Genomic DNA, 12495 nt, shown 5'->3' with positions numbered 1-12495 from the left:
GGGCCGTTCACCCCTCGTCCGGCACGGCGTCCGGACGCGCGTAGGTGCGGCCCTTCCAGGCCGCACCGCGCCCCCGGTGGTGCCGCACCGCCGAGTCCACCGTCATCAGCAGGTACAGGAACGCGGTGAACGGCAACAGGGGAGCGAGCCACGGCGGCTGCCGGTAGTACCGGAGCATCGGCACGTACGTCCCCGTCATCACCAGCCAGGCCGCCGCACCGAGGACCGTCGCCGTCCCGCTCCCCGTCACCGCGCCCACGAGCACCGCGAAGGGCGGCACCAGGTACACCAGCGCCAGCCCGGCGACCGTACCGGCCAGCAGCACCGGACTGTGCCGCAGCTGCGCGTACGCGCTCCGCGCCACCATGCGCCACAGATCCCGCAGCCGCGGATACGGACGCACGCTGTCCACCCGGTCCGCGAGCCCCAGCCAGACCCGTCCGCCGCTCCGCTTCACCGCGCGGGCGAGCGCCACGTCGTCGATGACGGCCTGCCGGATCACGTCCGGGACCCGCGCCCGCCCGGCCGCCTCGGCGCGCAGCAGCACGCAGCCGCCCGCCGCGGCGGCCGTCCGGGTCCCCGCCCGCCCGATCCGGCGGAACGGGTACAGCTGCGCGAAGAAGTAGACGAACGCCGGTACGACCAGGCGTTCCCAGAGGCTCTCCACCCGCAGCCGGGCCATCTGCGACACGATGTCGAACCCACCGGTACAGGCCGCCGCCACCAGCCGGCGCAGACTGTCCGGGGCGTGCGCGATGTCGGCGTCCGTCAGCAGCAGGTACTCGGGGTCACGCGCGCGTGCCAGCCCCATGCCGTGCCGCACCGCCCACAGCTTGCCGGTCCAGCCGGCGGGCGGCTCGCCAGGGGAGTCCACCGTGAGCGGCAGCCCGCCGTGCCGGTCCGCGAGCTCCCGCGCGAGCTCCCCGGTGCCGTCCGTACTGCCGTCGTCGACGAGGAAGACCTCGGCCCGGCCCGGATAGTCCTGGGCGAGCAGCGAGGGCAGGCTCGCGGGCAGCACCGCCGCCTCGTCCCGCGCGGGGACCACGACGCACACCGACGGCCAGGTCCCCGGGTCGCGGGACGGCGGGAGCCGCACATCCGTACGCCAGAAGAAGCCCTGGCAGAACAGCAGCCACGACCAGGCGGCGAGGGATCCGGCGGCACTCCACACAACGGCGCTCACCTGCCGAAGTCTGCCCCACGGCGGGGGCCCGAAGCGGCTCATCGTCTATCGTGGCCGGGTGAAGATCGCGCTCATGGACTCCGGAATCGGTCTGCTGGCGGCCACCGCCGCGGTACGGCGCCTGCGCCCCGACGCGGGTCTCGTCCTCTCCCTCGACCCCGACGGCATGCCCTGGGGACCGAGGACCCCGGAGGACCTCACCGAGCGTGCCCTCGCCGTCGCCGAGGCGGCCGCCGCGCACCGGCCCGACGCGCTGATCGTCGGCTGCAACACCGCCACGGTGCACGCCCTCACCGCCCTGCGCGCCCGCCTCGAGCCCGGCCTGCCGGTCATCGGCACCGTCCCGGCGATCAAACCGGCCGCGGCCGGCGGCGGACCGCTGGCGATCTGGGCCACACCGGCCACGACCGGCAGCCCTTACCAGCGGGACCTGATCGAGAACTTCGCCGACGGCGTCACCGTCACCGAGGTGCCGTGCTGGGGGCTGGCCGAGGCGGTGGAGCGCGCGGACGGGACGGCGATCGACGCCGCCGTCGCCGCGGCCGCCGAACTCACCCCGGACGACGTGACGACCGTCGTCCTGGGCTGCACCCACTACGAACTGGTCGCCGAGCGCATCCGGGCCGCCGTGCAGCGCCCCGGCCGCCCGCCGCTCGCCCTGCACGGCTCCGCCGGAGCGGTGGCCGCCCAGGCCCTGCGCCGCCTCGGCGAGCAGCCCGACCCCGGAGCGCCGGCGAGCGGCACCCTGACGGTGCTGCTGAGCGGACGCGAGGGCGCGCTCCCCGCGGCCGCGCTCACCTACGCGGAGGGCAGGCTGCTGCGGCACGCCGCTGCCGCCCGGACGGCCCAGTAACGCTGCGCCACGCGGTACCCGCGGAGCGGATTCTGAGTAACCTCGGATCCATGAGGGACCACCGCCACGGCGAGCACGCCCCGTACTCCGGGGTCTGGACCGGTCGCGCGACCAACCGCTGCCAGTGGTTCCTGGCGCTGATCGGCGTCGCCTGCCTGGCGCTCGGCATCGCGCTGGCCGTCGACTCCCAGTGGACGTCCGGCATCGCGCCGCTGGCCATGGCCGTCGTCGGCTGCATCGCCGCCGGGCTGCTGGTCCTGTTCGGCACCCTCGCCTTCGTGCACGTCGCGCTGCGGGTCGACGAGGAGCATCTGGAGGTGCGCTGCGGCCACATCGGCGTCCCCCGCCGCCGCATCCCGCTCTCGCACGTCGCGGGCGCGGAGTTCGCCCCGCACGTCACGCCGCGGCACTGGGGCGGCTGGGGGTACCGCTGGCGGCCGGAGAAGGGCACGGCGGTCGTCGTACGCCGGGGTGAGGGCATCGTCCTGCGCCTGTGGGACGGCCACACCTTCACGGTGACGGTGGACGACGCGGAAGCGGCGGTGACGGTCATCCGCGGCCGCCTCCGCCCCCACGAACCAGGCACGACCCACTGAACCACCGCTCCGCGGGCAGCCCCGCCCCCGTTCCCGCGGGCAGCCGCGTGCCTCCGTCCCCGCGGGCAGTCGCGCCTCCCCCAGTGCCTTAAGGGCCTGGGAGGTACCCCCAGGGCGATGGGGGTCCCCCCGCCCGAGCGCAGCCGAGGGTGGGGGAGGGTGGGCGATGGGGGTACCTCCCGCTCATGGGGGTCCCCCCGCTCGAGCGGAGTCGAGAGTGGGGGAGAAGCCGAGAGTGGGGGAGGCACCCCGCAAGCGCCGGGCCGCGCGAACACCCCCCCGCGAGCGCTGGTCACCGCACCACGCGCCCCCGCGCGGACGGTCCCGCGTCCTCCGCGAACGGCCGGGACGTGGCCAGCCCCGCCAGCAGCCCCGCGCCCACGGACACCGCCGTGAAGCTCAACGCGTTGCCCACCGCGGCGATCACGGCGAGAGCGGTCAGAGCCGCCCCCGCACTGAGCACCACCGGCGCGGCCCGCGGACTGCGCCACAGCGCGTACACCAGCCACCCGAAGGCCAGCCCCGACAGCACCACCCCCACGATCCCCTGCTCCGCCGCCAGCTGCAGCGGAGCGGAGTGCGGCTTGCCGTCGGACAGCGGTGACCGGCCGGACACCGTGCTCAGCTCCCCGAAACGCCCCGGCCCCACACCCAGCCACGCATGCTCCCGGACCATGCCGAGCGCATCCCGCCACAGCCCCACGCGGTGCGTGGTCAGCCGCCCCTCCAGCGACGCGGCGAATCCTTCCGGTACGGCACCACCGGCCACCGCCCAGATCACCCCCGTCACCCCTGCGGCCGCCACGGCCAGCCCGGCGAGGACGGGACCCCGGCGCCGCACCCGGCCCACGGCGAGGGAGCACAGCAGCACCGCCGCGCCGGCGACGCACCCGGGGACGGAGCCCACCACGGCCGCGGCCACCACGATCCCCGCGGCCAGCAGGAGCAGCGCCGACCGCACCGCCGGCGCCGAGGCCGCCCAGGCCGCGCAGCAGGCGGCACCGGCCGACAGGGCCAGCATCGCGGTCGTCGCACCGGCGTGCCCCAGCGGAGCGGTGATCTGAGGGCCCGGCGCCAGTCGCGGCACCGCCACCGTCAGGCCGACGCCGGCCAGGGCACCCGCGCACGGCGCCGCCACCGGCAGCAGCGCCCCGCCGATCCGGCCCGCCGCGTAGCCCGCGGCCACGGCGAGGACCGCGAGCAGCATGCCCTCCGGGCGGCCGCCCCGGGCCGCCGCCGTGATCAGCGGCCAGGCCGCGCAGACCCCCAGTACCGCGACCCCCGCCGCGTCCGGACCGATCCGTCTCTCGCCGTCCGCATCCGGACCGGCGGAAGCCATCTCCGTGGAACCCACCCCGCCCCCCGCACCACGTCGTCGCCCCCGACCTGTGACGGGCCCCGGCCGCCGCCGGCACCGCGACGGGCCGCACGACCAGGGCACCGGCACACCGTAACGGCTGGTGCCCGGTTTGGGGATGTTGTGGTGACAAGTCGTGCGGAAACGATGCGGCACGCGGCCCGCGCACCCGGAGGGAGCACGGGCCCGCCCGGTGCCCCGTGCCCGCCGACCGCGCTGTCGGCCGCCAGGTCACGCGCCGTAGACTCCCGGAGTGACCGTCACCGCAACCTCCGTCGGCGAGTCGGACCCGATGCCGCCGCAGACCGCGCCACCGGCGCGGGGCAGGCGGCTCGTGCGCCTCCTCCCGGCCGCCGCAGCCGCGCTCTCGGGCCTGCTCCTCTACGTCAGCTTCCCGCCGCGCACCCTGTGGTGGCTGGCCCTGCCCGCCTTCGCCGTCTTCGGCTGGGTGCTGCGCGGCCGGAGCTGGAAGGCGGCACTCGGCCTCGGTTACCTCTTCGGCCTCGGCTTCCTGCTGCCGCTGCTGGTGTGGACCGGTGTGGAGGTCGGCCCCGGCCCGTGGATCGCCCTCGTGGTGATCGAGGCGGTCTTCGTCGCGCTGGTCGGCGCGGGCGTCGCCGCGGTGTCGAAACTCCCCGGGTGGCCGGTGTGGGCGGCGGCGCTGTGGATCGCCGGCGAGGCGGTACGCGCGCGCGTACCGTTCAGCGGCTTCCCCTGGGGCAAGGTCGCGTTCGGCCAGGCGGACGGGGTCTTCCTGCCGCTCGCCGCGCTCGGCGGCACCCCGGTGCTGGGCTTCGCCGTCGTGCTGTGCGGCTTCGGCCTGTACGAGACCGTCCGGCTGGCCCTGCGGGCCCGGCGCACCGGAACCGTACGGCGGGCCGCGGCGGCCGTCGGCGTGCTGAGCGCCGTTGTCCCGCTGGTGGCCGCCTTCGCCGCCCGGTCGCTGGTCAGCGACAAGGCCGAGACCGGCACCGTGACCGTCGCCGTCATCCAGGGGAACGTGCCCCGCCTCGGTCTCGACTTCAACTCCCAGCGGCGCGCGGTCCTCGATTACCACGCGCGGGAGACGGAGCGCCTGGCCGCCGACGTCGCGGCCGGCAAGACCGAGCGTCCCGACATCGTGCTGTGGCCGGAGAACTCCTCCGACATCGACCCCTTCACCAACCCCGACGCGCGCACCGTCATCGACAAGGCGGCCAAGGCCATCGGCGCGCCCGTCTCGGTCGGCGGCGTGGTCGACCGGGACGGCGAGCTGCTCAACGAGCAGATCCTCTGGGACCCGGAGAAGGGCCCCGTCGACACCTACGACAAACGGCAGATCCAGCCGTTCGGCGAGTACCTCCCGCTGCGCTCGCTGGTGGGGGCGATCAACGAGAACTGGACGTCGATGGTCAGCCGGGACTTCAGCCGGGGCGGCGAACCGGGCGTCTTCACCATGAACGGTGCCGGTGTCGGCCTGGTCACCTGCTACGAGGCCGCCTTCGACTGGGCGGTGCGCGACACGGTCACCGCCGGCGCCCAGCTGATCTCGGTGCCCAGCAACAACGCCACCTTCGGCCGCAGCGAGATGACCTACCAGCAGCTCGCCATGTCCCGGGTCCGCGCCGTGGAGCACAGCCGCGCCGTCACCGTGCCGGTGACCAGCGGGGTCAGCGCGATCATCATGCCCGACGGGGAGATCACGCGGAAGACCGGCATGTTCGTCGCCGACTCGCTGGTCCAGGAGGTGCCGCTGCGCACCTCCCGGACTCCCGCAACCCGCCTCGGCATCCTCCCGGAGATCGCCCTCGTCCTGGTCGCCGCGGGCGGACTGGGCTGGGCGGTCGCCGCCGGGGTGCGCGGGCGACGCGCCGGTGACGTGCGGTAGTACGCCCGCCGCACGCCCCCTGAAGCGCCGGAAAGGGCCCTGACCGGCCGGTTAGGGTCGGGGCATGGCTACTCCTGACTTCATCCGCACCCTGCGCGCCTCCGCCGGTCATCAGCTGCTCTGGCTCCCCGGGGTCACCGCGCTCGTCTTCGACGACGAGGGCAGAATCCTGCTGAACCGCCGGACCGACACCCGCAAGTGGTCGGTGATCGGCGGCATCCCCGATCCCGGGGAGCAGCCCGCGGCCTGCGCCGTGCGGGAGGTCGAGGAGGAGACCGCGGTGCGCTGCGCCGTCGAACGGGTCGTCCTGGTCCAGGCGCTGGAACCGGTGACGTACGAGAACGGCGACGTCTGCCAGTACATGGACATCACCTTCCGCTGCCGTGCCCTCGGCGGTGAGGCGCGGGTCAACGACGACGAATCGCTGGACGTCGGCTGGTTCGCCGTGGACGCGCTGCCGGAGCTCAACGAGTTCGCGCACTTTCGGATCAAGCAAGCCATGTCCGACGCACCCACATGGTTCGACCCCACTGGACTTGGCTGAACTGTAGGGCCTGACCACATGGGGTGGCGTACGGGTGCTGCCTAGGGTCGAGACATGACCGCGTCCCGTGCCCTCCCGGCCCTCCACGCCACCCCGCTCGACCTCGCCGGCCGTACCGCCCTCGTCACCGGCGCCGCCGGCGGCATCGGCCGCGCCTGCGCGCTGCGGCTCGCGGCCGCCGGGGCCGAGGTCAGAGCCGTCGACCGGGACGCCGCCGGCCTGGAGACACTCGTCGACGCGGCCTCGGACCTCGAGGGCGCGGTCGAGCCGCACGTCCTCGACCTCACCGACCTGGACGCCGCCGAGCTCGCCGCCGCCGGCACCGACGTGCTGGTCAACAACGCAGGGCTGCAGCTGGTCCGCCCCATCGAGGAGTTCCCGCCCGACGTCTTCCACACGGTGCTCACCGTGATGCTGGAGGCACCCTTCCGGCTCATCCGGGGCGCCCTGCCCCACATGTACGGCCAGGGATGGGGCCGCATCGTCAATGTGTCCTCGGTCCACGGTCTGCGCGCCTCGGCCTATAAATCCGCCTATGTGGCCGCCAAACACGGTCTGGAGGGACTGTCCAAGACCACCGCCCTCGAAGGCGCGTCCCATGGCGTCACCTCCAACTGTGTGAATCCCGCCTATGTGCGCACCCCACTGGTCGAGAAGCAGATCACCGACCAGGCCCGGGCCCACGGCCTTCCCGAGGAGCGTGTCCTGTCCGAGGTGATGCTGCGGGACAGCGCCGTCCGGCGGCTCATCGAACCGGAGGAGGTCGCCGAGGCGGTGGCCTACCTGTGCGGCCCGCACGCGTCCTTCGTGACCGGCACCTCACTGGTCCTGGACGGCGGCTGGACCGCGCACTGAGGCATCGGCCGTCGGCGGCCGGCTGTCGGCCGGGAGGGTTTTCCACAGGCCTGACGGGACGGCCGAGGGATGAGGAATCCTGTGAGCATGTCCCGCGATCACGCGCAGTCCGCCGAGCGTCCCGCCCCCGCTGCCGGAGCGCCGGACCGGGCGCACCCCGCCGCCGGCCCCGTGCCCGGCGGCGCACCCGGCCCCGCCTCCGGCAGCGCCGAGACGCCCTTCCTGGAGCTGCTGGCCCGAGGCGCCTCCGCCGAGGCGTACGAGCAGCCGGTGCTGCTCGCCCGCGCCGAGGGACTGCCCGCCGGACGGATCGCCGCCCTCCAGCAGGCCAAGGCGCTCGCCCTGCGGGTGCGCGCGGAGCTGGAGGGGCGCCGCCGCCGGGAGGCCGAGCTGTCCGCCCTCTTCGAGACCGCCCACGACCTCGCCGGACTGCGCGACCTGGACGCCGTGCTCCGGGCGATCGTGCAGCGCGCCCGCTCCCTGCTCGGCACCGACGTCGCCTACCTCAGCCTGAACGACCCGGTCAGGGGCGACACCTACATGCGGGTCACCGAGGGCTCGGTCGCCGCCCGCTTCCAGCAGCTGCGCCTCGGCATGGGGGAGGGGCTCGGCGGCCTCGTCGCCCAGACCGCCCGCCCCTACGTCACCGACGACTACTTCCGCGACGACCGCTTCCAGCACACCCACAGCATCGACACCGGCGTGCGGGACGAGGGACTCGTCGCCATCCTCGGCGTGCCCCTGATGCTGGGGCACCACGTCATCGGCGTCCTGTTCGCCGCGGACCGGCGGGCCCGGGTCTTCGAACGGGAGCAGATCGCCCTGCTCGGTTCCTTCGCCGCCCTCGCCGCGGCCGCCATCGACACCGCCAACCTGCTCGCCGAGACCCGCACGGCCCTCGCCGGACTGGAACGCGCCAACGAGATCATCAAGGACCGCAGCGCGGTCATCGAGCGCGCCTCGGACGTCCACGACCGGCTGGCCGAACTGGTCCTGCGCGGCGGCGGGGTGCACGACGTGGCCGCCGCCGTCTCCCAGGTCCTGGACGGCACGGTCGAGTTCACCGAGGCCGCCGCGGCACCCGGCCGGGCCCTGGAGTCCTCACGGGCGGAGGGTCATGCGGTACGGCACCGGGACGACTGGATCGCCGCGGTGGCCGCCGGCGACGAACTCCTCGGCGCGCTGGTCCTGCGCGGCCACCCCGGCCTCGATCCCGTCGACCAGCGCACGCTGGAACGCGCGGCCATGGTCACCTCACTGCTGCTGCTCGCCCGCCGCTCCGCCGCCGAGGCCGAACAGCGCGTCCGCGGCGAGCTGCTCGACGACCTGCTCGACGCCCGCGACCGGGACCCGCGCCTGCTGCGCGAGCGCGCGGCCCGGCTGCACGCCGACCTCGACGCCACCCACACCGTGCTCGCCGCCCGCCTGGAGGGCCCCGCCGACGCCGACGAGGAGGCGGACGCCCGCAGACGGCTGTGGGCCGCGGCCTCCCACCTCGCGGCCACCCGGCAGGGCCTCGCCGTCGCACGCGACGGCGGCACCGTCCTGCTGCTGCCCCTCGCCCCCGGCGACACCGCCACGGAGCTGGCCCGCCGCACCGCCCGCCACCTGGGCACGGCCGTCCGCGAACCGGTCACCGTCGGCGCGTCCGCCCCGGTCGAACACCTCACCGTCCGCCCCGACGCCGTGGCGGCGGCCTACGCGGAGGCCCGCCGCTGCCTCGACGCCCTGCGCCTCCTCGGCCGCGCAGGTGACGGCTCCGCCGCCGAGGACTTCGGCTTCCTGGGGCTGCTGCTGGCCGGTGAGCGGGACATCACCGGCTTCGTGACCCGCACCATCGGCCAGGTCGTGGCGTACGACGGACGACGCGGTACCGAGCTGCTGCGCACCCTCGACGCCTACTTCGCCTGCGGCATGAGCCCCGCCCGCACCAAGGACGAACTGCACGTCCACGTCAACACGGTCGCCCAGCGGCTGGAACGCGTCGGCCGCCTCCTCGGCGACGACTGGCAGAGCCCGGCGCGGGCCCTGGAGATCCAGCTCGCCCTGCGCCTGCACCGCCTGTCCGGAGGCACACCGACTCCCGTACGGCACTGACCCCCGTACACGCACCGTGTACGGGGGTCAGTGCCGTACGGGGATCAGACGGTGCGCGCGTCCCGCACCGCCTCGACCGGTTCGCCCGCGCCACCCGACGGGTCCGCGTCCGCCAGGTCCCGGTGCCGGGTCTCCTCGGCGGCCGCCACGGCGACGATCGTCAGCAGGCTCGCCGCGATGACGTAGAGCGAGATCGGCGTGGAGCTGCCGTGGTCCGAGAGCAGCGCCGTGGCGATGAGCGGCGCCGGCGCGCCCGCGGCCACGGAGGCGAACTGGGCGCCGATGGAGGCACCGGAGTAGCGCATCCGGGTCGCGAACATCTCGGAGAAGAAGGCGGCCTGCGGCGCGTACATCGCCCCGTGCAGCACCAGCCCCACGGTCACCGCCAGCAGCAGGCTGCCGAAACCGCCGGTGTCGATCAGCGCGAAGAACGGGAACATCCACAACCCCACCCCGGCCGCGCCGATCAGGTACACCGGACGCCGCCCGAGCCGGTCCGACAGCGCGCCCCAGGCCGGGATGACGGCGAAGTGGACCGCCGAGGCGACGAGCACCGCGTTGAGCGCGGTCTGCTTCGACACCCCGGCGGACGTGGTCGCGTACACGAGGATGAACGCGGTGATCACGTAGTAACTGATGTTCTCCGCCATCTGCGCCCCCATCGCCACCAGCACGTCACGCCAGTGGTGCCGCAGGACCGCCACGACCGGCATCCGCTCCGTGCCGGCGTCCGCCTCACGGGCCTCGGCCCGCTCCAGCGCCCGCTTGAACACCGGCGACTCGTCGACGGAGAGACGGATCCACAGACCGACGATCACCAGCACCCCGGACAGCAGGAACGGGACCCGCCAGCCCCAGGCCCCGAACGCGGAGTCCGACAGCACGGCGGTCAGCAGCGCCAGCACACCGGTCGCCAGCAACTGCCCCGCCGGCGCACCGGTCTGCGGCCACGAGGCCCAGAACCCGCGCCGCCGCGCGTCCCCGTGCTCGGACACCAGCAGCACGGCACCGCCCCACTCACCACCGAGCGCGAACCCCTGGACCAGCCGCAGCACGGTGAGCAGCACGGGCGCGGCACTGCCGACGGTCGCGTGCGTGGGCAGCAACCCGATCGCGAACGTCGCCCCGCCCATCATCAGCAGGCTCAGCACCAGCAGCTTCTTGCGCCCGAGCCGGTCCCCGTAGTGCCCGAAGACCAGCGCGCCGAGCGGCCGCGCGGCGAACCCGACGGCGTACGTCAGGAACGACAGCAGCGTGCCGACCAGCGGATCGGAGTCCGGGAAGAACAACTCGTTGAAGACGAGCGCGGCGGCGGAGCCGTAGAGGAAGAAGTCGTACCACTCGATGGTGGTGCCGATGAGGGACGCGGCGACGATGCGCTTGAGGTTGTTCGGGGCTGGTGGAGCGGTTGCGGGCGACGACATCGGCACCACTTCCTGGGGTGTGACGGGGACGTTTGCGTGTCGCCACACCGTAGGAATCCGCAGGTCAGGCGCACATGTGGCGGGGCAACATAGTTCGAGGGTCAGCTATGCGTGCGGCCACCATGCCGGCTCGCGGAAAGGCGGTTCACGTGATCGATGGTGGTCAAAACGAGTGCCGTCCGGGACGCGTAGTTCAGGGTGATTTGACGATGCCGTGCTGACTACGCTCCGTTGCACTCGGGCATCTGGATTGATCGCCTCAGAGTCGTTGCATGGCAGGCGACCGGACTGAGAGACCGAGTCCGGCCTTGCCGCTCAGCCGCCGTCGGCACTGGCAAAGGCGCTGTGCTTGGGCGCGGTGCACGTTGGTCCCAGGAGGTACTTCGTTTGCTGGCGGTGCGTCATGAGCAGCATCGGGCCCACAGAAAAGGGACTGCTGCAGGGTTGGGTGACAGCGGGGTTCATGCAGCCAGGGCTGCGGCTGGGGTCATGATGGTCCCGTACTCGACGGGGGTCGATCGGGCCAGGCGTCTCTGACGTCAGCCTCGGTGGTAGGTGCGCTCGATCCAGGTCACGATCACGATCCGCAGCTCCTGACGGGTGGCCCAGGTGCGGCGGTCGAGGACTGCCTTCTGCAGCAGCGAGAAGAAGCTCTCCATGGCCGGGATGTCGCCAGCCGCACCGACCGGCCCATGGAGCCGGCCAGGTCGTGACCTGAGAGAACGGACACGAACTTCCGGCCCTCTCCAGCAGGAAAAGCGTGTCCAGCTCGACGCTGTGCGGACGGTCACGATTTGATCGTTGACAACGCCGCAACTGCCCCAGCCTTCCGCTGCTCCGTCGGCAACGGCACCCACGTCTGGGTCACGTTCTAGTACTCCAGTGTGACTTCGCGATCTTGTCGCGGACCCGGCTGGGAACGGGTGCGGCCACCGCGTGATCATCAAGAGTTGTGTGGACTCATGACGATCGTGCGGTGGCCGCAGGTCACAGATAGACGGCGCCCGATGCCGGGCGATGTTCGAGCAGGCCATGGACCGGATCGCAGGACGGTTCAACCGGGTTGAACCACGCAGGACGGCCCGTGCCTATCTGCTCGGGCTGCTGTCGCGCGCCGAGCGGAAGAACTGCCGGCAGCTGGCTGTGCAGGCAGGCCATGCGCGGCCGGGGCCGATATAGCGGCTGCTGCGCTGCGCCCGCTGGGACGCCGATGCGGTCCGTGACGACATCCGGGCCTACGCCGTCGAACACCTCGGCGCCGAGGGCGCGGGGCTGATCGTGGACGAGATCGGCTTCGTGGAGAAGGGCCGCGCCTCGGCGGGCGTCCAGCGCCAGTACACCGGTACCGCCGGGCGCATCGAGAACTCCCAGGCCGACGTCTTCCTCGCCTGTGCCACCAGCCGGGGGGTGGTCCCTGGTCGACCGCCGTCTCTACCTGCCCGGGCAGTCCTGGTGCACCGATCCCGAACGCCGCCGGGCGGCCGGGATACCCGACGAGGTCCGGTTCGCGACCAAGCCCCGCCTGGCCCGGGAGATGATCGCCGCCGCGCTGGACTCCGGGGTGTCGGCACCATGGGTGACCGGTGACGAAGCCTACGGCCAGGACCCGCGACTGCGTGCCGCCCTGGAGGCACGCGGCACCGGCCGTGCCCGCGGGCAGACTGCTGCACTGGTCCCACTGGCGCAGACGCCACCAGGCAACAGCCCGCCGCAGCGCAG

At 73.6% G+C, this 12495-nt stretch carries 11 protein-coding genes and 2 pseudogenes; 9 read left to right on the top strand and 4 right to left on the bottom strand.

Annotated features, from left to right (window positions below; translation table 11 throughout):
* Window positions 1-7: 7 nt before the first annotated feature.
* Entirely contained in the window at window positions 8-1225 is a 1218-nt protein-coding gene (locus ACH5AO_RS01345; RefSeq protein WP_398920547.1) for a glycosyltransferase, read from the bottom strand.
* A gap of 16 nt (window positions 1226-1241) precedes the next feature.
* Between ACH5AO_RS01345 and ACH5AO_RS01340 the strand changes: the two genes are divergently transcribed.
* On the top strand, window positions 1242-2036 hold the full coding sequence (locus ACH5AO_RS01340) for a glutamate racemase (protein ID WP_398920545.1): 795 nt from the start codon (window positions 1242-1244) through the stop codon (window positions 2034-2036).
* Window positions 2037-2086: 50 nt separating this feature from the next.
* Entirely contained in the window at window positions 2087-2632 is a 546-nt protein-coding gene (locus ACH5AO_RS01335) for a hypothetical protein (protein ID WP_398920543.1), read from the top strand.
* 292 nt (window positions 2633-2924) lie between these two features.
* On the opposite strand, the gene ACH5AO_RS01330 is transcribed toward ACH5AO_RS01335, so the two are convergent.
* Complete coding sequence (locus tag ACH5AO_RS01330; RefSeq protein WP_398920541.1) at window positions 2925-3971, bottom strand: O-antigen ligase family protein; 1047 nt, start codon at window positions 3969-3971, stop codon at window positions 2925-2927.
* A gap of 271 nt (window positions 3972-4242) precedes the next feature.
* On the opposite strand from ACH5AO_RS01330, the gene lnt reads away from it, so the two are divergent.
* The 4 genes from lnt to ACH5AO_RS01310 all read left to right on the top strand — a co-directional run bounded on the left by lnt (window position 4243) and on the right by ACH5AO_RS01310 (window position 9352).
* Window positions 4243-5856: an apolipoprotein N-acyltransferase gene (gene lnt / locus ACH5AO_RS01325; RefSeq protein WP_398920539.1), complete on the top strand. Its 1614-nt coding sequence runs from the start codon at window positions 4243-4245 to the stop codon at window positions 5854-5856.
* Window positions 5857-5920: 64 nt separating this feature from the next.
* On the top strand, window positions 5921-6400 hold the full coding sequence (locus ACH5AO_RS01320; RefSeq protein WP_398920537.1) for an NUDIX hydrolase: 480 nt from the start codon (window positions 5921-5923) through the stop codon (window positions 6398-6400).
* A gap of 54 nt (window positions 6401-6454) precedes the next feature.
* Window positions 6455-7255, top strand: a complete 801-nt coding sequence (locus tag ACH5AO_RS01315) for a 3-hydroxybutyrate dehydrogenase (RefSeq protein WP_398920535.1) — start codon at window positions 6455-6457, stop codon at window positions 7253-7255.
* A gap of 87 nt (window positions 7256-7342) precedes the next feature.
* On the top strand, window positions 7343-9352 hold the full coding sequence (locus tag ACH5AO_RS01310; RefSeq protein ID WP_398920533.1) for a helix-turn-helix domain-containing protein: 2010 nt from the start codon (window positions 7343-7345) through the stop codon (window positions 9350-9352).
* Between the two features lie 44 nt (window positions 9353-9396).
* On the opposite strand, the gene ACH5AO_RS01305 is transcribed toward ACH5AO_RS01310, so the two are convergent.
* The gene (locus ACH5AO_RS01305) at window positions 9397-10776 is read right to left on the bottom strand and encodes an MFS transporter (RefSeq protein ID WP_398920531.1); all 1380 of its coding nucleotides are present in this window, start codon (window positions 10774-10776) and stop codon (window positions 9397-9399) included.
* A 461-nt stretch (window positions 10777-11237) separates the two neighbouring features.
* Window positions 11238-11515, bottom strand: a pseudogene (locus tag ACH5AO_RS01300) (IS3 family transposase); the annotation flags it as partial.
* A gap of 278 nt (window positions 11516-11793) precedes the next feature.
* Between ACH5AO_RS01300 and ACH5AO_RS01295 the strand changes: the two are divergent.
* The 3 genes and pseudogenes from ACH5AO_RS01295 to ACH5AO_RS01285 all read left to right on the top strand — a co-directional run.
* The gene (locus ACH5AO_RS01295; RefSeq protein ID WP_398920530.1) at window positions 11794-11955 is read left to right on the top strand and encodes a hypothetical protein; all 162 of its coding nucleotides are present in this window, start codon (window positions 11794-11796) and stop codon (window positions 11953-11955) included.
* A gap of 3 nt (window positions 11956-11958) precedes the next feature.
* The gene (locus ACH5AO_RS01290) at window positions 11959-12363 is read left to right on the top strand and encodes a transposase (protein ID WP_398921067.1); all 405 of its coding nucleotides are present in this window, start codon (window positions 11959-11961) and stop codon (window positions 12361-12363) included.
* Window positions 12254-12487, top strand: a pseudogene (locus ACH5AO_RS01285) (transposase); the annotation flags it as partial. The gene ACH5AO_RS01290 and the pseudogene ACH5AO_RS01285, both read left to right, overlap by 110 nt.
* Window positions 12488-12495: the final 8 nt, after the last annotated feature.

The sequence above is a fragment of the Streptomyces sp. NPDC018964 genome (assembly GCF_044390325.1).
Classification (GTDB): Bacteria; Actinomycetota; Actinomycetes; order Streptomycetales; family Streptomycetaceae; genus Streptomyces.
This window is presented reverse-complemented; position numbering and strand designations above follow the sequence as displayed.

Bases quoted from the DNA above. Each gene is read 5' to 3' on its own strand.
- ACH5AO_RS01345 (WP_398920547.1), bottom strand. From the start codon at position 1,225: ATGAGCCGCTTCGGGCCCCCGCCGTGGGGCAGACTTCGGCAGGTGAGC.
- ACH5AO_RS01335 (WP_398920543.1), top strand. From the start codon at position 2,087: ATGAGGGACCACCGCCACGGCGAGCACGCCCCGTACTCCGGGGTCTGG.
- ACH5AO_RS01330 (WP_398920541.1), bottom strand. From the start codon at position 3,971: ATGGCTTCCGCCGGTCCGGATGCGGACGGCGAGAGACGGATCGGTCCG.
- ACH5AO_RS01320 (WP_398920537.1), top strand. From the start codon at position 5,921: ATGGCTACTCCTGACTTCATCCGCACCCTGCGCGCCTCCGCCGGTCAT.
- ACH5AO_RS01315 (WP_398920535.1), top strand. From the start codon at position 6,455: ATGACCGCGTCCCGTGCCCTCCCGGCCCTCCACGCCACCCCGCTCGAC.
- ACH5AO_RS01310 (WP_398920533.1), top strand. From the start codon at position 7,343: ATGTCCCGCGATCACGCGCAGTCCGCCGAGCGTCCCGCCCCCGCTGCC.
- ACH5AO_RS01305 (WP_398920531.1), bottom strand. From the start codon at position 10,776: ATGTCGTCGCCCGCAACCGCTCCACCAGCCCCGAACAACCTCAAGCGC.
- ACH5AO_RS01295 (WP_398920530.1), top strand. From the start codon at position 11,794: ATGTTCGAGCAGGCCATGGACCGGATCGCAGGACGGTTCAACCGGGTT.